General features: G+C 68.4%; 20 protein-coding genes. 10 read left to right on the top strand and 10 right to left on the bottom strand.

The window, feature by feature from the left end; translation table 11 throughout:
• The first annotated feature begins 68 nt into the window (after positions 1-68).
• From bchC to METRZ18153_RS0116010, 10 genes are all read left to right on the top strand, one after another.
• Positions 69-1,004, top strand: a complete 936-nt coding sequence (gene bchC, locus METRZ18153_RS0116055) for a chlorophyll synthesis pathway protein BchC (protein ID WP_020165692.1) — start codon at positions 69-71, stop codon at positions 1,002-1,004.
• Complete coding sequence (locus METRZ18153_RS0116050; protein ID WP_020165691.1) at positions 1,001-2,020, top strand: chlorophyllide a reductase iron protein subunit X; 1,020 nt, start codon at positions 1,001-1,003, stop codon at positions 2,018-2,020. Before bchC ends, METRZ18153_RS0116050 begins: the two co-directional genes overlap by 4 nt.
• A gap of 10 nt (positions 2,021-2,030) precedes the next feature.
• Complete coding sequence (gene bchY / locus METRZ18153_RS0116045) at positions 2,031-3,578, top strand: chlorophyllide a reductase subunit Y (protein ID WP_020165690.1); 1,548 nt, start codon at positions 2,031-2,033, stop codon at positions 3,576-3,578.
• Between the two features lie 46 nt (positions 3,579-3,624).
• Entirely contained in the window at positions 3,625-5,064 is a 1,440-nt protein-coding gene (bchZ, locus tag METRZ18153_RS0116040; protein WP_020165689.1) for a chlorophyllide a reductase subunit Z, read from the top strand.
• Between the two features lie 138 nt (positions 5,065-5,202).
• On the top strand, positions 5,203-5,436 hold the full coding sequence (gene pufB, locus METRZ18153_RS0116035; protein WP_029143824.1) for a light-harvesting antenna LH1, beta subunit: 234 nt from the start codon (positions 5,203-5,205) through the stop codon (positions 5,434-5,436).
• Between the two features lie 10 nt (positions 5,437-5,446).
• The gene (gene pufA / locus METRZ18153_RS0116030; RefSeq protein ID WP_019916985.1) at positions 5,447-5,647 is read left to right on the top strand and encodes a light-harvesting antenna LH1, alpha subunit; all 201 of its coding nucleotides are present in this window, start codon (positions 5,447-5,449) and stop codon (positions 5,645-5,647) included.
• Positions 5,648-5,753: 106 nt separating this feature from the next.
• On the top strand, positions 5,754-6,578 hold the full coding sequence (pufL, locus tag METRZ18153_RS0116025; protein WP_020165687.1) for a photosynthetic reaction center subunit L: 825 nt from the start codon (positions 5,754-5,756) through the stop codon (positions 6,576-6,578).
• A 23-nt stretch (positions 6,579-6,601) separates the two neighbouring features.
• Complete coding sequence (gene pufM / locus METRZ18153_RS0116020; RefSeq protein ID WP_029143823.1) at positions 6,602-7,579, top strand: photosynthetic reaction center subunit M; 978 nt, start codon at positions 6,602-6,604, stop codon at positions 7,577-7,579.
• On the top strand, positions 7,576-8,661 hold the full coding sequence (gene pufC, locus METRZ18153_RS0116015; RefSeq protein WP_020165685.1) for a photosynthetic reaction center cytochrome PufC: 1,086 nt from the start codon (positions 7,576-7,578) through the stop codon (positions 8,659-8,661). The genes pufM and pufC overlap by 4 nt, the downstream gene beginning before the upstream one ends.
• A 199-nt stretch (positions 8,662-8,860) precedes the next feature.
• Positions 8,861-9,310, top strand: a complete 450-nt coding sequence (locus METRZ18153_RS0116010) for a CBS domain-containing protein (RefSeq protein ID WP_020165684.1) — start codon at positions 8,861-8,863, stop codon at positions 9,308-9,310.
• Positions 9,311-9,652: 342 nt separating this feature from the next.
• Here METRZ18153_RS0116010 and puhE read toward each other — a convergent pair whose 3' ends face one another.
• Genes puhE through bchB form a run of 10 tightly spaced genes read right to left on the bottom strand, consistent with a single transcriptional unit; the run spans position 9,653 to position 21,957 of the window.
• Positions 9,653-10,447 (bottom strand): putative photosynthetic complex assembly protein PuhE, encoded by a 795-nt coding sequence (gene puhE, locus METRZ18153_RS0116005; RefSeq protein ID WP_020165683.1) that lies wholly within the window; start codon positions 10,445-10,447, stop codon positions 9,653-9,655.
• Between the two features lie 5 nt (positions 10,448-10,452).
• Complete coding sequence (gene acsF, locus METRZ18153_RS0116000; protein WP_020165682.1) at positions 10,453-11,529, bottom strand: magnesium-protoporphyrin IX monomethyl ester (oxidative) cyclase; 1,077 nt, start codon at positions 11,527-11,529, stop codon at positions 10,453-10,455.
• Positions 11,526-11,996 (bottom strand): photosynthetic complex assembly protein PuhC, encoded by a 471-nt coding sequence (puhC, locus tag METRZ18153_RS0115995; protein ID WP_043364282.1) that lies wholly within the window; start codon positions 11,994-11,996, stop codon positions 11,526-11,528. The genes acsF and puhC overlap by 4 nt, the downstream gene beginning before the upstream one ends.
• A gap of 10 nt (positions 11,997-12,006) precedes the next feature.
• Positions 12,007-12,717, bottom strand: a complete 711-nt coding sequence (gene puhB, locus METRZ18153_RS0115990; protein ID WP_020165680.1) for a photosynthetic complex putative assembly protein PuhB — start codon at positions 12,715-12,717, stop codon at positions 12,007-12,009.
• On the bottom strand, positions 12,714-13,484 hold the full coding sequence (puhA, locus tag METRZ18153_RS0115985) for a photosynthetic reaction center subunit H (RefSeq protein ID WP_020165679.1): 771 nt from the start codon (positions 13,482-13,484) through the stop codon (positions 12,714-12,716). The genes puhB and puhA overlap by 4 nt, the downstream gene beginning before the upstream one ends.
• A gap of 25 nt (positions 13,485-13,509) precedes the next feature.
• Complete coding sequence (locus tag METRZ18153_RS0115980) at positions 13,510-14,964, bottom strand: BCD family MFS transporter (RefSeq protein WP_020165678.1); 1,455 nt, start codon at positions 14,962-14,964, stop codon at positions 13,510-13,512.
• Entirely contained in the window at positions 14,961-15,656 is a 696-nt protein-coding gene (gene bchM, locus METRZ18153_RS0115975; RefSeq protein WP_020165677.1) for a magnesium protoporphyrin IX methyltransferase, read from the bottom strand. Before bchM ends, METRZ18153_RS0115980 begins: the two co-directional genes overlap by 4 nt.
• A gap of 2 nt (positions 15,657-15,658) precedes the next feature.
• On the bottom strand, positions 15,659-16,585 hold the full coding sequence (gene bchL / locus METRZ18153_RS0115970; protein ID WP_020165676.1) for a ferredoxin:protochlorophyllide reductase (ATP-dependent) iron-sulfur ATP-binding protein: 927 nt from the start codon (positions 16,583-16,585) through the stop codon (positions 15,659-15,661).
• A gap of 31 nt (positions 16,586-16,616) precedes the next feature.
• The gene (locus METRZ18153_RS0115965) at positions 16,617-20,393 is read right to left on the bottom strand and encodes a magnesium chelatase subunit H (protein ID WP_020165675.1); all 3,777 of its coding nucleotides are present in this window, start codon (positions 20,391-20,393) and stop codon (positions 16,617-16,619) included.
• Positions 20,368-21,957, bottom strand: a complete 1,590-nt coding sequence (gene bchB / locus METRZ18153_RS0115960) for a ferredoxin:protochlorophyllide reductase (ATP-dependent) subunit B (RefSeq protein WP_020165674.1) — start codon at positions 21,955-21,957, stop codon at positions 20,368-20,370. The genes METRZ18153_RS0115965 and bchB overlap by 26 nt, the downstream gene beginning before the upstream one ends.
• Positions 21,958-21,964 lie beyond the last annotated feature (7 nt).

Raw genomic sequence — 21,964 nt, 5'->3', positions numbered from 1 at the left:
ATAGAATGACACTTATGCGACAGGCCGTGCTGACACCGTCAGCCGACCGTCCTCAACGGGGAGGCGCGATGGACAGCATGGCCGTAGTGCTGCAGCAACCGGAACAGCTGGTCGTGACACGGCTGGATCTGGCGCCTGCAGGAGACGCCGACGTCGTCGTCGATGTCGAGTGGAGCGGCATCAGCACCGGCACCGAACGCCTGCTGTGGTCCGGTCGCATGCCGCCCTTTCCGGGCATGGGTTATCCGCTGGTGCCGGGTTACGAATCGGTGGGCCGCGTCAGCGCCGCCGGGCGCGCCGCAGGACTGCGCGTCGGCGAGCGGGTGTTCGTACCGGGTGCGCGCTGTTTCGGCGAGGTGCGCGGCCTGTTCGGCGGGGCCGCCTCACGGCTGGTGGTACCGGCGGCGCGGGCGCTGCCGATAGACGAAGCCCTGGCCGAACGCGGCATCCTGCTGGCGCTGGCCGCCACCGCGCAGCACGCGGTCATGGGCGGCGCTACGCTGCCCGATCTCATCATCGGTCACGGCGTGCTCGGCCGGCTGGTTGCACGGCTCACGGTCGCCGCCGGCGGTGATCCGGTGGTGTGGGAGACGAATCCGATGCGCGCCGCCGGCAGCACCGGTTACCCGGTCATCCCGGCCGCGCTGGACAGCCGTCGCGACTACCGCTGCATCTGCGACGTCAGCGGCGACGCGACGCTGCTCGATACGCTGATCGCACGGCTGGCGCCACAGGGCGAAATCGTGCTGGCCGGCTTCTACGAGGACGCACTGTCCTTCCATTTCGCACCGGCTTTCATGCGCGAGGCGCGATTGCGCGTCGCCGCCCAATGGCAGGACGCCGATCTGGCCACCGTGCGCGACATGGCCGCCGACGGCCGGCTGTCGCTCGATGGCCTGATCACGCACCGCGAGGCGGCCATCCGCGCCGACCTCGCTTACCGCACGGCATTCGGCGACCCCGGCTGCCTGAAGATGATCCTCGACTGGAGACAGCTGTCATGACCGAAGCCTGTGGCGGCGGTGCCGTCAGCCCCATCAAGTTCGACCTGACCAAGGTGCTGCGCGCCGAGGCGGCGATCGATCCCGATCCCGTCGCGGACGGCGAAGTGACCAAGCAGACCCAGATCATCGCCATCTACGGCAAGGGCGGCATCGGCAAGAGCTTCACGCTGGCCAACCTGAGCTACATGATGGCGCAGCAGGGCAAGAAGGTGCTGCTGATCGGCTGCGACCCGAAGAGCGACACCACCTCGCTGCTGTTCGGCGGCAAGGCCTGCCCGACCATCATCGAAACCAGTTCGAAGAAGAAGCTGGCCGGCGAGGAGGTCGGCATCGGCGACGTCTGCTTCATCCGCGATGGCGTGTTCGCGATGGAGCTGGGCGGCCCCGAGGTCGGTCGCGGCTGCGGCGGGCGCGGCATCATCCACGGCTTCGAAACGCTGGAGAAGCTCGGCTTTCATGACTGGGGCTTCGACTACGTGCTGCTCGACTTCCTCGGCGACGTGGTGTGCGGCGGCTTCGGCCTGCCGATCGCCCGCGACATGTGCCAGAAGGTGATCGTGGTCGCCAGCAACGACCTGCAGAGCCTGTACGTCGCCAATAACGTGTGCAGCGCGGTCGAGTACTTCCGCAAGCTGGGCGGCAACGTCGGTGTGGCGGGCGTCGTGATCAACCGCGATGACGGCACCGGCGAGGCGGCGAGGTTCGCCGATGCGGCCGGCATTCCGGTGCTGGCCACCATTCCGGCCAACGACGACATCCGGCGCAAGAGCGCCAGCTACGAAATCATCGGCCGTCCGGGTTCGCAGTGGGCGCCGCTGTTCGAGGAACTGGCCACCAACGTGGCGGAAGCGCCACCGGTGCGGCCGAAGCCGATGACCCAGGACGGCCTGCTCGGCCTGTTCGCCGCCGACGTGACCGGTCGCGACTACGTGATGACGCCGGCCACGGTGGCCGACATGCTGGGCCGCGAAGACGTGGTCCGGCCGTCGCTCGAAGTGGTGTACGACACCGTCTGAGGTGGCCACCATGACCGACACAACGCATACACAGGTCATCAACACCGACGCGCTGTCGACGCAGCGTCGGCCGGCCGACGGTGACGGCATCGGCTGCCACGCCGGGCGCGAACAGCTGGACGGCGCGGCGCGCGCGGCCGGCAAGAGCGAAACGCTGGACCGCTACGCCGCCGACTATCCGAAGGGCCCGCACGACCAGCCGCAGAGCATGTGCCCGGCTTTCGGTTCGCTGCGCGTCGGCCTGCGCATGCGCCGCACCGCGACCGTGCTGTCCGGTTCCGCATGCTGCGTCTATGGCCTCACCTTCACCTCGCATTTCTACGGTGCTCGCCGCAGCGTCGGTTACGTGCCCTTCAACAGCGAAACGCTGGTGACCGGCAAGCTGTTCGAGGACATCCGCGAGGCGGTGTACAAGCTGGCCGATCCGGCCCAGTACGACGCCATCGTCATCATCAATCTGTGCGTGCCGACGGCCAGCGGTGTGCCGCTGCAGCTGCTGCCGAAAGAGATCGACGGCGTGCGCATCATCGGCATCGACGTGCCCGGCTTCGGCGTACCGACCCACGCCGAGGCGAAGGACGTGCTGGCCGGCGCCATGCTGCGCTATGCCCGCCAGGAGGCGGAGCAGGGGCCGGTGCAGGCGCCGCGCAACGGCGTGGCCGACCGGCCGACGGTGGCGCTGGTGGGCGAAATGTTCCCGGTCGATCCAGTCATCATCGGCTCGCTGCTCGAACCGATGGGTCTGGCGGCCGGCCCGGTGGTGCCGACGCGCGAGTGGCGCGAGCTGTATGCCGCGCTCGACTGCGCGGTGGTCGGCGCCATCCATCCCTTCTATACCGCCAGCTTCCGCGAGTTTGAGGCGGCCGGCCGACCCATCGTCGGTTCGGCGCCGATCGGCCACGATGGCACCGACGCCTGGCTGCAGTCCATCGGCCAGGCGGCCAATGTCGGTCAGGCGCAGATCGACGCGGCGAAGAACCGCTTCCTGCCGGCGATACGCGGCGCGCTCGCGGCCAACCCGATCAGGGGGCGCATCACGCTGTCCGGCTACGAAGGCTCTGAACTGCTGGTGGCACGGCTGCTGGTCGAGAGCGGCGCCGATCTGCGCTACGTCGGCACCGCCTGCCCGCAGACGCCGCACAGCGCGGCCGACCGCGAATGGCTGAGTGCGCGCGGCGTACATGTGCAGTACCGCGCCTCGCTCGAACAGGATCTCGCCGCGATGCGCGAATTCAGTCCGGACCTGGCGATCGGCACCACGCCGGTGGTGCAGGCGGCGAAGGAGGCGCGCATCCCGGCGCTCTACTTCACCAACCTGATTTCCGCGCGGCCGCTGATGGGGCCGGCCGGTGCCGGCTCGCTGGCGCAGGTGATCAATGGTGCCATCGGCAACAAGGCGCGCTTCGACACGATGAGCGAGTTCTTCGACGGCGTCGGCAGCGGTCACGCCGGCGGCGTGTGGCAGGACGTGCCGAAGGACAGGCCGGAGTATCGCGCTGCCTACCGCGCGAAGATGGCCAAGCTGGCCCGCGCGCGCAGCGTCGAGGAGGCGATATGAGTACGAATCGGAGCGCGCAGCGAGCCCGCACCGGGCAGGTGGCGACATGCTGATCCTCGACCACGACCGCGCAGGCGGCTACTGGGGCGCGGTCTACACCTTCACCGCGATCAAGGGTCTGCAGGTGGTGATCGACGGTCCGGTCGGTTGCGAGAACCTGCCGGTCACGTCGGTGCTGCATTACACCGACGGCCTTCCGCCGCACGAACTGCCCATCGTCGTGACCGGCCTGGCCGAAGAACAGCTCGGCCGCGAGGGTACCGAAGGCAGCATGCGCCGAGCGCACCAGGTGCTGGACCCGGACCAGCCGGCGGTGGTCGTGACCGGCTCGATCGCCGAAATGATAGGCGGCGGCGTGACGCCCGAAGGCACCAACATCCAGCGCTTCCTGCCGCGCACGATAGACGAGGACCAGTGGCAGTGCGCCAATCGCGCCATCAACTGGCTGTGGACGCAGTACGGCGTCAAGCGCATCCCCGAACGCAAGCCGCGCGCCGACGGCGTGAAGCCGCGGGTGAACATCATCGGGCCGATCTACGGCTGCTTCAACACGCCGAGCGATCTGGCGGAAATCCGTCGCCTGGTCGAAGGCATGGGTTGCGAGGTGAACCTCAGCTTCCCGCTCGGCAGCCATCTGGCCGACGTGCCGAAACTGGTCGATGCCGACGTCAATATCTGCATGTACCGCGAGTACGGCCGGCTGCTCTGCGAAACGCTGGAACGGCCCTATCTGCAGGCGCCGATAGGCCTGCACTCGACCACCCGCTTCCTGCGCGCACTGGGCGAACTGACCGGACTCGATCCGGAGCCCTTCATCGAGCGCGAGAAGCACACGACGATCAAGCCGCTGTGGGATCTGTGGCGTTCGGTGACGCAGGACTTCTTCGGCACCGCCAGCTTCGCTGTGGTCGCCAACGACACCTACGCACGCGGCATCCGCCACTTCCTTGAGGAGGACATGGGTCTGCCCTGTGCCTTCGCGGTGTCGCGCCGGGCCGGCGCCAAGACCGACAACGACGCAGTGCGCGCGCTGGTGCGCGACAAGGCACCGCTGGTCATGTTCGGCAGCTACAACGAGCGCATGTACATGGCCGAGTGCGGCGCACGCGGCAGCTACATCCCTGCCTCCTTTCCCGGCGCCATCATCCGCCGCCATACCGGCACGCCCTTCATGGGCTACGCCGGCGCCACCTATCTGGTGCAGGAGGTGTGCAACGCGCTGTTCGACGCGCTGTTCCACATCCTGCCGCTGGGCAGCGACATGGATCGCGTCGATGCCACACCGTCGCGGCTGGCCCGCGCCGACGCACGGCCGTGGGACGAAGACGCCCAGCGGCTGCTCGATCAGTACCTCGACAAGCAGCCCTTCCTGGTGCGCATCTCGGCTGCCAAGCGGCTGCGCGACAAGGCGGAGGAGGCGGCACGCAGCGCCGACGAGCAACGCATCACCGCAGCGCGCGTGCAGCGTGCGCTGGAAACGACATGAGGACCGGTCTGGCCACCGTCCGGAGCGGGCGCAGCACGCGTCCGTCCACCCTCTTGCGGGGCGCAGTCAGCCCCGGAAGTCCCCGCCGCGCGGGCGTTGCGCGGCAATGGCCGAAAGGCCCGTCAGGAGGTAATCGGTATGGCTGATGGCACTAGAAGCGGATCCCTGTCAGGACTGACAGATTCCGAGGCGCGGGAATTCCACGCCATTTTCATGACCAGTTTCATCGTCTTTCTGGTCGTCGCGATCATCGCGCACATCCTCGTCTGGAACTGGCGCCCCTGGCTGCCGGGTTCCGAGGGTTATGCGTCTCTGATCGAAGGCGTCAGGGCGGCGACCTACTCGGTCATTCCTTACATCTACCAGGCATAGGAGCGCAGATATGTGGCGTATTTGGTTGCTTTTCGATCCGCGCAGATCACTGGTCGCGCTCTTCACCTTCCTCATGGTGCTGGCGCTCCTGATCCATTTCATCCTGCTCAGCACCGATCGCTTCAACTGGATCGAAGGCCCGAGCAAGAAACCCGCAGCAACGGCCCAGAGCGCAATGCCGGCTCCGGTCGCGATGCGGACAACGCAGTAAATGCACTGACGGCAGGAGTGCGGGGACCGGGCCTGCCCGGCCTCGCATGAGCGCTGCAGCGCGTCTCTACCGCGGAGGCATCGCGCTTCCGGATAAGGGGGTTGGCATGTCCATGCTCAGTTTCGAAAAAAAATACCGCATCCGTGGCGGGACGCTGCTCGGCGGAGACCTGTTCGACTTCTGGGTCGGCCCCTTCTACGTCGGTTTCTTCGGTGTCACCAGCCTGTTCTTCGCGCTGCTGGGCACACTGCTCATCATCTGGGGCGCCTCGCAGGGCACCACCTGGAATCTCTGGCAGATCAACATCGCGCCGCCCGACCTGAAGTACGGCCTGGGCATGGCACCGCTGATGGAAGGCGGGCTGTGGCAGCTGATCACGGTGTGCGCGATCGGCGCCTTCGTGTCGTGGGCGCTGCGCGAGGTCGAGATCTGCCGCAAGCTCGGCATGGGGTATCACGTGCCGGTGGCGTTCTCGTTCGCCATCTTCGCCTACGTCACGCTGGTGGTGTTCCGGCCGCTGCTGCTCGGCGCCTGGGGCCACGGTTTTCCGTACGGCATCATGAGCCACCTCGACTGGGTGTCGAACACCGGCTACCAGTATCTGCACTTCCACTACAACCCGGCGCACATGCTGGCGGTGAGCTGCTTCTTCGCCACCACGCTGGCGCTGTCGCTGCACGGTGCGCTCATCCTGTCGGCGACCAATCCGCCGGGTGACGGTGTGGTCAAGACGCCGGACCACGAAAACACCTTCTTCCGCGACGCCATCGGCTACTCGATCGGCACGCTGGGCGTGCATCGGCTGGGTCTTTTCCTCGCGCTGTCGGCCGGCTTCTGGAGCGCGGTGTGCATCGTCATCAGCGGTCCGTTCTGGACACGCGGGTGGCCGGAATGGTGGAGCTGGTGGCTCAACCTTCCCGTGTGGCGATAACAGACGAAAGCGAGGGTGCCATCATGGCCGAGTACCAGAATCTATTCACGCAGGTGCAGGTGCACGCACCGTCCTTCCCCGGTGTTTCGGTCGGTCGTGACGACCGCGAACGCACCGGCACGCCGACCCACGTGCATCTGTTCGGTCGCCTCGGCGACGCGCAGATCGGGCCGATCTATCTCGGCTGGTTTGGGCTGGCGTCGCTGATCTGCGGCTTCATCGCCTTCGAGATCATCGGCCTGAACATGATGGCCTCGGTGAACTGGGATCCGATCGAGTTCGTGCGCCAGCTGTTCTGGCTCGCGCTGGAGCCGCCGGCGCCGCACTACGGACTGTCGATACCACCGCTGAACGAGGGCGGCTGGTGGCTGATGGCCGGCTTCTTCCTCACCGCTTCCATCCTGCTCTGGTGGGTGCGCATGTACCGCAGGGCACGCGCACTCGGCATGGGCACCCACGTGGCGTGGGCCTTCGCGGCCGCGATCTGGCTCTACCTGGTGCTCGGCTTCATCCGCCCGGTGCTGATGGGCTCGTGGTCGGAGGCGGTGCCCTTCGGCATCTTCCCGCACCTGGACTGGACCGCCGCGTTCTCTATCCGCTACGGCAACCTGTTCTACAACCCCTTCCACATGCTGTCGATCGCCTTCCTCTACGGTTCGACCCTGCTGTTCGCGATGCACGGCGCGACCATCCTGGCGGTCAGTCGCTTCGGCGGCGAGCGTGAGATCGAACAGATCGTCGATCGCGGCACCGCGTCGGAACGCGCCGCGCTGTTCTGGCGCTGGACCATGGGCTTCAACGCGTCGATGGAATCCATCCACCGTTGGGCCTGGTGGTTCGCCGTGCTGTGTCCGCTGACCGGCGGCATCGGCATCCTGCTGACCGGCACCGTGGTCGACAACTGGTATCTGTGGGCCGTCAAGCATCACGTTGCACCGATGTATCCGGCGGTGTTCGGCACCGTCGTCGATCCCGCCACCGTGCAAGGAGTGCAGCCATGAACACCCTGAAGGCAACACTGCGTGTCGTCGCCATGCTGGGGGCGGGGCTGCTGCTCGCCGCCTGCGAGAAACCGCCGATAGACACGGTGCAGCGCGGCGTGCGCGGCACCGGCATGGTCCAGGTCTATAACCCGCGCATCGTCGAGGGCGAGCAGCAGAAGAACGTGGTGCCGGAGCCGATACCGGCGGCGCCGCGCGAAGGGCAGAAGGCGTCCGAGGTGTTCCAGAACGTGAAGGTGCTGGGCGACGTCAGCGTGGCCGAGTTCACCCGGCTGATGGTGGCGATGACCGCCTGGGTGTCGCCGGAACAGGGCTGCGCCTACTGCCACAAGCTGGAGAACATGGCCGACGACTCGATGTACACCAAGGTGGTGGCACGGCGGATGATCCAGATGACGCAGCACATCAATGCCGACTGGAAGCCGCACGTCGCCGACACCGGCGTCACCTGCTACACCTGCCACCGCGGCATGCCGGTACCGGCCGAGGTGTGGTTCCAGCCGCCGCCGCAGAAGCATGCGACGCGCATGGCCGGGTCGAAAATGCAGCAGAACACGCCGGACGCCGCGGTCGCCTACGCCTCGCTGCCCTACGACGCCTTCACCCGCTATCTGCAGAAAGGGCAGGAAATCCGCGTCAATGCGGTGACCGCGCTGCCGACCGCGGCGCATGGTTCGCTGGCCGATACCGAGGGCACCTACGGACTGATGATGCACATGTCGGACGCGCTCGGCGTCAATTGCACCTACTGCCACAACAGCCGCGCCTTCGCGCCATGGACCGAAAGCACGCCGCAGCGGCAGACCGCCTGGCACGGCATACGGATGGCACGCGACCTGAACAACGAGTACATGGTGCCGCTGACCGCGACCTTCCCGGCGCATCGGCTCGGCCCGACCGGCGACGTTGCCAAGCTGAACTGCGCGACCTGCCACCAGGGCGCCTACAAGCCGCTCTATGGCACGCCGATGCTGAAGGACTACCTGGCGCTCAGCGCCCCGGGCGCGCAGGCGGCACTGCCGCCTGCCGCCGCAGCCGAGGCGCCGCAACCGGCCGCCGAGGCGGAAGCGGCGAAGCCCTGATCCACGGTCGGCGCGCCACGGTGCGCCGACCCGACCCCGTTCGGCCGCTCCTGCAGTTCTCCTCCGCGCTGGGCCAGACAGCGCCTCTGCGGGAGCGGATCCGGACACCACGCAGACAGGGCGCGCCACCCGGTGCGTCCGGACCGCGCAGCGCCCGGGTCGGCTGGCCCCTCCCGCACTCCGCGCAGAGGAGACAGTCATGCAGGTCAGCGAAGTCATGTCGTCGGGCGTGCTCAGCGCAGCACCCGGCGACAGCGTCAGATCCGTCGTCATCCACATGCTCAGCCGTCACTGCGGCGCCATCCCGGTCATCGAGCCGGACGGCACCCTGGTCGGCATCGTGTCGGTGCGCGACATCATGCTGCCGATGTATCCCAAGCTCGGCGACTACATCCACGACAACGTCGGCACACGTGACTTTCTCGCGATGGAGCAGGGCTACGACGCCGTGCTGGCGATGCGCGTCGACGCGGTGATGACGCGCAACCCGCTGGCGCTGTCACCCGATACGCCCGTGCTCGAAGCGGCGTCGTGGATGGGCGTCAAGAACTTCCGCCGCATGCCGGTCGCGCGCGACGGCAAGCTGGTCGGCATGGTGAGCATCGGCGACATCAACCGCGGCCTGTTCTTCGCACGCATTGGCGGCTAGGGCACAAGGCTCCGGTGGGAGCGAGCTTGCTCGCGAAAGTGGTCTGGATCGAAGCCCGCGGGCAGCGAAAGCCTCGTCGCGGCCAAGGCCGCTCCCACAGGGGGTGCGTCTGCCCTGCGGCCGGCGCCGGGATCGGGTTTCTGTGGGAGGGGTCTTCTGACCCCGACATCGACCTTGATCGGAGCCGGCGGACAGCGAAAGCCCTGTCGCGGCCAGGGCCGCTCCCACAAGAACACGCCGCGTCGGCAGCATGGGCAAGGTTTCTGTGGGAGCAAGCTTGCTCGCGATAGCGGTCTGGGCGGTCCGCAATCGCCGCATCGCGACCAGAGGTCGCTCCCGCGGTCAGAGCGGCTTCACCTCTTCCGGAGCGCGAGATTTTAGTCCCCAGTTCCAGATCGCGTTGAACGGCAGCGGCAGCACCATGAACAGGTGCTCAACCACGGCCAGGCCGGCCATCGTGGCGAGCAGGGTGAGGGCCACGGCGTCGGCGCTGCCGGGTACTGCCGCGGCGGCGTGACCGATCAGCTCGCCGGTGAGCGCGCTACCGGCGACGATGGACAGCGGCCACAGCGCATTCATGCGGCGCCGGCGGAAGAAGCTCTTCAGGTAGAGCAGGTGCGGCGGCAGGAATTCCTCGCTGAAGTTGCGCACGCCGAAATGCAGGTTCAGCTTAGCCGACAGCCGCATGCCCCAGAGCAGCAGATAGCTGTGCAGCGCGGTCGCATTGACGGCGTCCAGCGTGAGCAGCCAGATCAGCAACGCGCCGCCGGCGATGGCCAGTTCGTGGTGGATGATGGCCTCGGTCGCGTGACGGAAATGCGCGACGCCGTCGCAACCCGCGGCGCAGGCGTGTTTGCGCGGGCCGGTCACCCAGCCCATCAGGAAGCTCATTTCCATCCAGCCCCACACCACCAGCGCGCTGGTGAAGCCGCAGTAGCTGCCGAGGGCACTGTCGAGCTGCGCACTGTGCTGCAGGCCGGCCAGCGCGGCGATCGCCAGCACGCTGGCCACCGTCATGCTGAGGCGGAAGGTGCGTCGCGGCAGACCGTCCAGATAGAGGATGGCGCCGGTGGCCGCCCACCACAGCGCCAGCGCGTAGAGCAGGGGCAGCGCCCAGCCGGGCAGGGCGCCGTCCATCGCGCTCACCAGGCCGGCGACATGCGCACGTCGTCCGGCACCGCGTTTGGCTTGACCGGGTGCAGGTAGAGGCGGACGAAGGTGCCGAAGGCGGCCACTGCGCAGGCGCCGCGCTTGAACAGACCGGTGATGCCGCCCTGCTGCTTCGCCGCCTCGTTTGCCTGGGCCAGCGCAAACAGCCGTTCGAGGCCAGCGCGGAAGGACGGGCTGTCGGTGTCCAGCGTCAGCGGGAACACCTGCCTGGAAATGTCCGAGGTGATGCGGAATACCGCGTAGTCGTAGCTGTCGGCCTCCAGTCCCATGGCCTGGTGCAGCTGCGGCCGCATGTGGTCGCGCACATACATCGTCGCGTACACCGCGAGCAGGAAGAAGCGTACCCACAGCAGATTGGCGCCGCGCAGCAGGTGAGGCTGGGCGCGCAGGATGAGGGCGAACGATTCGCCGTGCCGGAATTCGTCATTGCACCAGCGCTCGAACCAGCGAAAGATCGGGTGGAAGCGCAGTTCGGGGTGGCGTTCGAGCTGACGGTAGATGGTGATGTAGCGTGCGTAGCCGATCTTCTCCGACAGATAGGTGGCGTAGAAGATGTACTTCGGCTTGAAGAAGGTATAGCGCTTGGTGCGCTTCAGGCTGCCCAGATCGACGCCGAGGCCGTAGTCCTTCAGCGACATGTTCAGGAAGTTGGCGTGGCGCGCCTCGTCGCGCGCCATGTAGGCCATCAGTGCCTTGATGTCCGGGTTGTCGACGTTCTTCTTTATTTCGTTGTACAGCACGCAGCCGGAAAATTCGGAGGTGATCGAGCTGATCAGGAAGTCCATGAACTCCTGGTGCAGCGCCGGCGGCAGGTCGCGGATCTGTTCGCCGAAATCGGCGCTGCGCTGGAAGTGGTCGTGATTGTTGTCGCCTTCGTACTCCAGCATCATCGCGTCCCACTCGGCGCGCACCGGGCCGACGTCGAGGCGGTTCATCGCGGCGAAATCGGTGGTGTAGAAGCGCGGGCTCAGCATGGTGCTGACGCGCGCCTTGTCGGTGGCCTCGGCGGAAACGGCGACCTGCGGCGCAGGCTGTGTGGCAGTGCTCATGGCTGTGCTCCCGATGCATGCAGGGTGGGGCGACCGGCGTCGAGCAGCCGGCCGAAGGCGCCGGCGTTCACCGGGCCGAAGGATTCAAGGTCGACGCGGCGCGCGGTGCTCCGATCGACCAGTGTGAGCCGGCCGTCGGCGCGGGCGATCAGCGAGAACGGCTGTTCCGGCCCGATCTGCTGACGGCGGCGCTCGCGCACCAGGCCGCGCAAGGTGCCGCGCACGAAACCCTGTTCGCCGACGAAGGATTCGATCTGCGTATCGGTACGCGCATCGATCACCGCGATGCTGCCGTCCGGCCTGTCCTCGAAGCGCAGCTCGCGTACCGCGACCGCAGCGGCGTCCGGCGTCGCGATCGGCGTCCCGGACAGACGGACCAGCGCCACCGCGGCCAGCACGCCGGCCAGCATCAGGCCGATGGCGAGCAGCGGCCAACGCGGCAGTGCGGCTTCGGTGTGTGCGCTCATGCCGCGTTCCTCAGTGAGTGGCCAGCTGCGGTGCGCGACCGGTGCGGCGGACACGCGGCGCGGGCGCATCGGCCCTCTGCGCGACCGCTGCGGGAGCCGTCTGCGGCGCGTCGCTGCGCGCGGCCTGCCAAGCATCGGTCAGCAGGCTGGCGACATGGGCGGCGTCGGCGATGCAGCAGAGCATCGGCTCCGGCCGGGCGGCCCGCCACGGACGGGCGTGCGGCCACAGGTGCAGCAGCGCGATGCGATCGGGCGCGGCCAGCAGCAGCGGAATGTTGCCGTGCCCCTTGCGCGTGAGCTTCAGCCTGGCCGCCTCGATCCGGTTCAGCGGCAGGTTGAAGGTGAGGCTCAGCACGATGCCGACGCGCATGACGACGCGCCGGTCGGTGATCGTATAGACCGTGGTGCGCGCGCTCAGCCAGGCCAGCAGCGTCATCATGCCGAGCGCGGCCAGCACCAGCGGCAGCAGCATCAGCACGGCACTGGCTGCGTCGCCGAAGCTGCCGCCGTCGGCGACGACGAAACCGGCGCGCAGCGCGAGGATGAATGCGAAGTAGAGCGTCAGCGCGCGCACGTGGAAGCGCTCGCGTGCCAGTTGCTTCCAGTCCGGGCCACCCTGCCAGAGCAGGGTTTCGTCTGACGGCAGCCGCTCCGGCAGGCCGGGCGAGGCTTCGAACTCGTGTTCGTGGCCGTCGTGGCGGACTGCGCGCAGGCCGCTCACAGCAGGGGTTCCTTGCGCGACGCTTCGGCGTACAGGGTGCCGCCGCCGTAGTAGGCCATCACCTTTTCCTCTTCCAGCAGCGTGATGCGATCGGCCGCCTTGGGCTGCGGCACGCTGGCGAACTGGTGGCCGAGGATGGACGCCACCTTGACCGCGCGTTCGCCGACGCGGCAGAAGTTCATCGGCAGCAGCACGCGACGCGTGCCGCCGCCTGCCGGCACGTCGAGTTCGAGGTAGCGGAAGATCGCTTCCGAACGGTCCACCCACAGGTCGCGCACCACACCGCCCTGTGCGCCGTCGGCACCGATCACCGGCAGACCGCGCGGGTCGGTGTCCTGGTGCGCGACGTCGTAGTCGGGCGCGTCGCGCAGCGGCACGATGCGCAGCGAACCGTCGAAGGTGAGGTCGGGCAGGTCGGCGCGGTCGGCCCAGGCGCCGGGGCCGACACCGTCGAGCATCGGGTTGCCGGTCGGGTCCAGCGGAGCGCCGGGCCAGTTGCCGCTGGGCGTGGCCTTCAGCGTCTGCGGCGACCTGAAGTCATTGGGCACGGTCACCGTGCGACCGTCCTGCAGGCGGAAGGTCTTGGGGTCGGGGATAGGCGGAAAGCCCTGCACGCGGATGCTGTCGGAACGGTCCGATTCCAGCGGGTAGCCCTCGCGCTTGCTCTCCTGGTGCAGGTGGTAGATCAGCCCTGCGAAGAATATCCAGAAGACGTACAGCACGATCTGTGCGACGTCGAAGTACTGGGTGATGGCGCCGGTTTCCATGGTCATTCTCCTGTGTGATGGATGTTCAGCCGGGGAAATCGGCCAGTCCGAACTTCGCGCTGGCCGGGACCGGCGCGCGCGGGGCGCTGCGCACCAGTGGTCCGAGTGCGACCAGGCTGGCGAACAGCAGATAGATTTCGCAGTGATAGACGAAGCTGTAGCCGGTGGCCGGCGAGGCGAGTGCCGGGCCGAGCGCGCCGGCGGTTGCCAGCGTCGACACGAGGTCGCGCAGCGCCCCGCCGAGGGCGATCGCCAGGCCGGTGCTGCAGGCGTGCACCGCACCCCATGCGCCGAGCGCCAGCCCGTTCATGCCGCCGCTGTCGAGGCCCATTGCGGCGGTCAGCATGCCGACCGAAAACAGTCCGCCGCCGAAGCCGATCAGGCCGACGCCGCCGCGGAACAGCGCGGTCGACTGCAGCGGCTCGGCGAACACGACGGTCGAGAAGGCGACGATGCCGATCAGCGCGCCGAAGGCGGCGACGCGGCAGGCATCGACGCCACGCGCCAGCGTGCGTGCCGCGAAGGCGAAGGCGGCCAGCGCGCCGCAGGCCATCAGCGCGGTCAGTGCGGTGGTGGCGCCGACGCCCATGCCCAGTACCTCGGCGCCATACGGTTCGAGAATGATGTCCTGCATGCTGAAGGCGGCGCTGCCCAGGCCGAGCGCCAGCAGGTAGCGGGTGGCACGCGCGTGCGTCGAGAACTGCTGCCATATCGCGCGGAAGGGCTGGCGCGGCGCGTCGGTGCTGCGCGCGCTGCGCGCCTCCTGCTTCCACAGCGCGGCGATGTTCAGCGCCATGGTCACCAGGGCCGATCCCTGGATCACCTGGATCAGCCGCAGCTGCGAGAAGTCCGCGAGCAGCAGACCGAATGCGACGCCGCTGCCCACCATGCCGGCCAGCAGCATCAGGTACATCAGCGCCACCACGCGCGGCCGTGCCGCCGGCGGCGCGAGATCGGTGGCGAGCGCGAGGCCAGCGGTCTGTACCGTCTGCATGCCGGCGCCGACCATCAGGAAGGCCAGCGCGGCACCGGCCTGACCCACCCATTCGGGGCCACGCGTATCGCCGGACAGCAGGATGAGCGAGAAAGGCATGATGGCCAGTCCGCCGAACTGCACCAGCGTGCCCATCCACAGATAGGGCACGCGGCGCCAGCCGAGCGCCGAGCGGTGGGTGTCCGAGCGGTAGCCGAGCAGGGCGCGAAAGGGCGAGAACAGCAGCGGCAGCGCCACCATCGCGGCGACCAGCCAGGCCGCCATGCCCATCTCGACGATCATGACCCGGTTCAGCGTGCCGATGAGCAGCACGGTAGCCATGCCGACCGACACCTGGAACAGCGACAGGCGCAGCAGGCGGCCAAGCGGCAGCGCCTCGCTGGCGGCGTCGGCAAAGGGCAGGAAGCGCGTGCCGACACCGGTCCACAGCCGTGCGGCGCGGGCGTTCAGTGCGGGCAGGCCGAGCCCTCTGCGCGGTGCGTTCATGTGCGCACCAGTTCCATCGCCTGCGAGGTGTAGAAGCCGCTGGCGACGCGTTCGCTGCGCAGGGGTGCCATCGCGCGCAGGCCGTCCTCCTCGGCGATCAGCCGGCCGAGCACCGCTTCGCGTACCGGTTCGATCGCCGGCGCGCGGTTGCCGCGCGGGAAGAAGCGACCGACGAAGTGCATCGCATCGAGTGCGCGCGTGCTGGGCGGAAAGGTGAACATGAGCGAGGCGGCGGTGCGCGCGGCCAGGCCCGACAGCACCCGCACGGCATCGCGCGGACGGTAGTGGATGAGCGAATCCATCGCCACCACGTGGTCGAAGTGGCCGAGCGCGGGGTCCAGCATGTCGCCCGAGCGGAAGTCGATGTGGCCGGCCAGGCCGTGTGGCATGCGTTCGCGCGCCAGTCCGATCAGGGTCGGCGACAGGTCGATCGCCACCACATGGGCGCCGCGGCGCGCCGCCTCGACCGCCAGCGCGCCGGTGCCGCAGCCGGCGTCGAGCAGGCGGCAGCCGCTCAGATCGTCGGGCAGCCAGTCGAGCAGCGTGGCGCGCATGCGATCGCGGCCGGCGCGCACGGTGGCGCGGATGCGGCCTACCGGTGCGTCCGAGGTGAGTCGCTTCCAAGCGTCCACCGCGGTGCGGTCGAAATAGGTGGCGATCTCGCCACGGCGTTCGAGGTAGGAGCTGTCCATGATCAGTCGAATCCCAGCAGGTCGAAAATGTCGCGGTCCTTCATCGGCGCGCATTCCAGCGGATCGGTGCCGGCCCATAGCGAGGCGGCCAGCCGCAGGTATTCGTGCTGCACCGCCTCGACCTCGACCGTCGGATCCATCTCGAACAGCGTGGCTTTCTTGAGCCGGCTGCGGCGGATCACGTCGAGGTCGGGAAACTGCGCCATGGTCTTCAGGCCGACCCGCTCGTTGAAGCGGTCGATCTGGTCGGTGGCGTTGCTGCGATTGGCGATGACGCCGCCCAGCCTCACCTTGTAGTTCTTCGACTTGGCCTGGATGGCGGCGACGATGCGGTTCATCGCGAAGATGGAATCGAAGTCGTTGGCGGTCACCACCAGCGCGCGGTCGGCGTGCTGCAGCGGGGCAGCGAAGCCGCCGCACACCACGTCGCCGAGCACGTCGAAGATCACGACGTCGGTTTCGTCGAGCAGGTGGTGCTCCTTCAGCAGCTTCACCGTCTGGCCGACTACGTAGCCACCGCAACCGGTACCGGCCGGTGGGCCGCCCGCTTCGACGCACATGACGCCGTTGTAGCCGGGGAACACGAAGTCCTCCGGCCGCAGTTCTTCGGAATGGAAATCGACGGTCTCGAGAATGTCGATCACCGTCGGCACCAGCGACTTGGTGAGCGTGAAGGTCGAGTCGTGCTTGGGGTCGCAGCCGATCTGCAGTACGCGTTTGCCGAGCTTGGAAAAGGCGACCGACAGATTGGACGATGTCGTGCTCTTGCCGATGCCGCCCTTGCCATAGACGGCGAACACCTTGGCGGTGCCGATGCGCAGCGCCGGGTCCTGATGCACCTGCACGCTGCCTTCGCCGTCAGGATGCGAAGGGCCGCGGCGCGTCTTCAGCGACGACAGCGGGACATGGGTGGTGGTGACTGTATTCACGGTGCGGCCCTGGAAAGGTGGGTGAGGTGCTTCATGCGCTGGCCCGCTGGAACACGCCTTCGAGGCGGTCTTCCAGTTCGTCGCCGGCTTCGCGCAGGCGCGCGAGCACGCTGTCGTCCGGCTGCCAGTAACGTCGGTCGTGCGCCTCGATCAGCCGGTTGGCGAGCTTGGCGGCGGCGGTGGGGTTCAGTTCGGCCAGCCGGCTGCGCATCTTTTCGTCGAGCACGAAGGTCTGCGTCAGCTGCTGGTACACCCAGGGCGACACCTGGCCGGTGGTGGCCGACCAGCCCATGGTGTTGGTGATGTGCGCTTCGATCTGGCGCACGCCTTCGTAGCCGTGCGCCAGCATGCCTTCGTACCACTTCGGATTCAGCATGCGGGTGCGCGTCTCCAGCGCCACCTGTTCGTCCAGCGTGCGCACCGATCCTTCGCCCAGGGTCTGGTCGCCGATATAGACCGGTGCCACCGCGGCGTCGGCGCCGCGGGCGCGGCGCACCGCGCGGGAGATGCCGCCCAGCGTGTCGAAATAGGTGTCGACCGTGGTCACGCCCAGTTCGACCGACTCGAGGTTCTGGTAGGCCAGTTCGACGTCGGCCAGCACGCTTGTGAGCAGCGCGCTGCGGGCAACCGGCCGGCCGCTGCGGCCGTAGGCGTGGCCCTTGCGGCGGGTATAGGTTTCCGCCAGCTCGTCCTCGTCGTCCCAGCGGCTGTTCTCGATCAGGTGATTCACGTTCGAGCCGTAAGCGCCTTCGGCATTGCCGAATACGCGCAGCGCGGCGGTTTCGAGGTCGCAGCCGTTGGTGGCCTGGAAGGCCAGCGCGTGCTTGCGGATGAAATTGTGCGCCAGCGGCTCGTCGGCGCTGGCGGCAAGGAAGGCGGCTTCGGCCAGCATGCGGATCTGCAGCGGCATCAGGTCGCGGAAGATGCCGGACAGCGTGATCACGACGTCGACCCGCGGCCGGCCCAGTTCTTCCAGCGGCAGCAGCTGCGCGCCGACCAGGCGGCCGTAGCTGTCGAAGCGCGGCTTCGCACCCATCAGCGCCAGCGCCTGCGCGATCGGCCCGCCCTCGCTTTTCAGGTTGTCGGTGCCCCACAGCACCATGGCGATCGATTCCGGGAAGGGGTGACCGTCGTCGGTGTGGCGGGCAAGCAGGCGGGCCGCCTGTTTCGCGCCATCGATGACGGCGAAGGCGCTCGGGATGCGGAAAGGGTCGAAGCCGTGCAGGTTGCGGCCGGTCGGCAGCACCGCCGGTGTGCGCAGCAGATCTCCGCCGGGGGCCGGACGCACGAAGCGGCCGTCCAGAGCGTGCACCAGCGCATCGACCTCGTGGTCCTTGGCCAGCAGGCTGTTCGTTTTCGTCAGTTCGGCAATCAGTGCGCGCGTGCCGTCGTCATCGGCCAGATTGCCTGCGCTGCGGATGCGCTCCGGGCTGTCGCCGCGCATGACGGCGGCAATCATGGTGCGCGGCAGCTCGATGCCGTGACCGGCCTGGGCGACCGCGTGCAGCAGGTCGGCGCGTTCGGTTTCTGTCGGCGCTTCGCCCACCACGTGCAGACCGCAGGGGATGAGCGTGCGCTCCAGTTCATGCATCTGCAGGCCGAGCGTCGCGATGGCGGCTTCGGCGTCGGTCCACGGCGGTGTCGCCGCGCTCAGTTCGAGCGCCGCCGCCTGCGCCTGGATCAGCGCGGCCAGTGCCGGTGCCTCGCGCTCGCTGCCCGGTTCGCGTGCGCGCCAGCGTTCGACCGACACCTTCATTTCGGCCAGTCCGGCGTACAGGCCGGCCTGAGTGACCGGAGGCGTCATGTAGCTGATCAGCGTGGCGCCGGATCGGCGCTTGGCCAGCGCGCCCTCGGACGGATTGTTCGATGCGTACAGATAGAGATTGGGCAGCGCGCCGATCAGGCGGTCCGGCCAGCAGGCGCCGGACAGACCTGCCTGCTTGCCCGGCATGAATTCGAGCGCACCGTGGGTGCCGAAGTGCAGCACGGCATGCGCGGCGAAGTCCTCGCGCAGCCAGCGGTAGAAGGCGGAGAAGGCGTGCGTCGGCGTGAAACCCTGTTCGAACAGCAGGCGCATCGGGTCGCCTTCGTAGCCGAAGGACGGCTGCACGCCGACGAACACGTTGCCGAACCGGGCGCCGAGCACGAACAGGTGACGGCCATCGCTCAGGTCGCGGCCCGGTGCCGGTCCCCAGTGCGCCTCGATCTCGCCCAGCCAGGTTTCGCGCCGCACGTGTTCGTCCGCCGGTATCCGGTGATGCACGTTGGCCGGTGCGCCGAAGCGCTCGGCATTGCCGGTCAGCAGCGCGTCGCGCAATGCCGCCTCGCTGGCCGGCATGTCGATCTGGTAACCCTCGCGCTTCAGCGCGCCCAGCGTGCGGTACAGCGAGGCGAAGACGGACAGGTGGGCGGCGGTGCCGACCGCGCCGCCATTGGGCGGGAAGTTGAACAGCACGACCGCGACCCGCCGCTGCGCGCGCTCGGCGCGGCGCAGCGCGATCAGCCGCGCCACCTTGTCGGACAGCATGTCGGCGCGCTCGGCGCACACGTGCATGTCGCGTCCGCCTTCACTGGGCGGGAAGCTGCAGCGGCGTGCGCAGCCCTCGCAGGTGCCACCGGCTCCGGCCGAACGGCCGCCGAATACCATCGGGCTGGTGGCGCCATCGAGTTCCGGAATGGCCACCATGATGGTGTTCTCGACCGGCAGCAGGCCGCGCTCGGAAGCACCCCACTGTTCCAGCGTCTGGAACTCGACCGGGTGGGCGGCGAGGTAGGGCACGTCCAGTCTTGCCAGCAGGTCTTCGGCCGCCTTCGCGTCGTTGTAAGCCGGGCCGCCGACCAGCGAGAAGCCGGTCAGCGACACCACCGCGTCGACCACGGCGCGGCCGTCGCGGATGAAGAAGCGCTCGACCGCCGGCCGTGCGTCCAGGCCGGTGGCGAAGGCGGGGATGACCGACAGGCCGCGCGCCTCCAGCGCGGCGATCACGCCGTCGTAGTGGGCGGCGTTGCCGGCCAGCAGGTAGGAACGCATCAGCAGCACGCCGACCGTACCGCGCGCTTCCGGCGCAGTCGGCAGCGCGGCGACCTGCTCGGCGATGCGCTGGGCGATGCGCGGGTGATAGACGCCGACTTCCGGGTAGTCGAACGGTGCGCCCGGTTTCATGCGGCCGCGCAGGTGGGCGCGCGGGCCGTCGGCGTAGCGGTCGATCAGGAAGCGCACCATGTTGGCGACGTTGTCCTGCGAGCCGGCCAGCCAGTACTGCAGCGTCAGGAAGTAGGCGCGCACGTCCTGTGCGGTGCCGGGAATGAAGCGGAGCAGCTTGGGCAGGCGGCGCAGCATGCGCATCTGCCGTTCGCCGGAACTGCTGCCGCCCTTGCCGGCGTTGCCGCGCAACCGCTTGAGAAGTGCCATCGGTCCGCTCGGCGGCGCGCTCATGTCGAAGCGGCCGATGCGGGTGAGCCGCGCGACCTCGCCGGCCGACATCGCGCACACCATGGCGTCGCAGTGCTCGCGGCGCGCGATCAGCGCCGGCAGTACCGGGCGGAAGTGATCCTCCATGAACAGCATGGTGGCGATGACGATGTCGGCGGCGCCGATTGCGGCTTCGCAGCGCGCCAGTGCCTCCGGCCGGTCGCTCCATTCGGAGGCGGCGTGCACCTCGAGTTCCAGACCGGGCAGTTCGCGCCGCAGCGCGCTGCGTGCGCGCTCGGTGGCACTGGCCAGGTGGGTGTCCATCGTGACGATGACCACGCGTATGGGCGTGGCATCGGCGGTCGAGGGCTCAGCGCGCGAAGTGAGCTTTGGCATCGTAGAGCGTCTCCACCGTGATGGTGCTCAGTCCGCGGCTGCGGGCGAAGCTTTCGGTATTGCGGCGCGCCTTGCCGCGGACGAAGAACGGAATCTTCTTCAGTTCGCGCTCGCCGTCCGCGGTCCAGGCCGGGGCGTCGTCCGCGTCGCTCATGCCCAGTTCGGCCACCGCCATCGTCTGTGCGGCGACGGCAGGCAGGTGCGAGGCGGGCGCGGCATCGTTGAATTCGAAGTCGTCGCGGAACATCTGCAGCAGGTGTTCTTCGAGCCCCATCACCAGCGGATGCACCCAGCTGTCGAACAGCACGTTGGCGCCTTCGAAGCCATACACCGGGCTGTAGCGGGCCGGCACGTCCTGCACGTGGATCGGGCTCGATATGACGGCGCAGGCGATGCCCAGCCGCTTGGCGATGTGGCGCTCCATCTGCGTGCCGAGCACCAGTTCGGGCGCGGCGGCGGCGATGGCCTTTTCGACTTCGAGGTAGTCGTCGCTGATCAGCGCCTCGACGCCGTAACGCGCCGCCGCCTCGCGCACGTCACGGGCGAAGTCGCGCGCGTAGCAGCCGAGGCCGACCACGGTGAAGCCCATCTCTTCGGCGGCGATGCGCGCGGCCGCGATGGCGTGCGTGGCATCGGCGAAAATGAACACCCGCTTGCCGGTCAGATAGGTCGAGTCGACCGAGCGCGCATACCAGGGCTGGCGTGAGGCCGAGCTGCCACGGCCGGCGGCGCCCGGCGTTTCGGCGGCCAGCAGCGGCGACGGATCGACGCCGGCCAGGGCGGCGACTTCGGCGATGAAGTCGCGCGTCGCGCCAACGCCCATCGGAATGGTCCGCGTGGCCGGCATGCCGAAGCTGCGGCTCAGCCAGCCGGTCAGCGTGCGCGATACTTCCGGGTAGAGATCGATGTTGAAGTCGGCATCCGGCAGGCGGCGCAGATCGTCGACCGAGGCGCCGAGCGGCGCCACAACGTTTACGTCGATGCCGAGCGCGTCGAGCAGGCGGCGGATTTCGGTCACGTCGTCGCGACAGCGGAAGCCGAGCACGGTCGGGCCGAGCAGGTTGGCGCGCGGCCGGCGTGCCGGGTCACGCGCCGGGCGCTTGCTTTCGGGCGCGGGCACCTGGTCGGCGAGCAGCGTGCGCGTCAGGTGATAGAAGGTTTCGGCGGCACCCCAGTTTTCCTTCTTCGAATAGGCGGGCAGTTCCAGCGCCACCACCGGTATCGGCAGCTGCATGCCGGCGGCCAGCGCGCCGGACTGGTCCTGTATCAGTTCGGCGGTGCAGGAGTCACCGACCAGCAGCGCGGCCGGACGGAAACGCTCGAAAGCCTCGGCCACTGCTGCCTTCACCAGCTCGGCGGTACTGCCACCGAGGTCGCGTGCCTGGAAGGTGGTGTAGGTGACCGGCGGCCGGCGGTCCTGCCGCTCGATCATCGTGAACAGCAGGTCGGCATAGGTATCGCCCTGCGGTGCGTGCAGCACGTAGTGCAGGTCGCGCATCGAGGTGGCGATGCGCATGGCACCGATGTGCGGCGGTCCTTCGTAGGTCCAGAGCGTGAGCTGCATCGCGTGC

The sequence above is a fragment of the Methyloversatilis discipulorum genome, assembly GCF_000385375.1.
GTDB classification, from domain to species: domain Bacteria; phylum Pseudomonadota; class Gammaproteobacteria; order Burkholderiales; family Rhodocyclaceae; genus Methyloversatilis; species Methyloversatilis discipulorum_A.
Note: the sequence above shows the minus strand (reverse complement) of the source record. Positions and strands in the feature narration are given on the sequence as shown.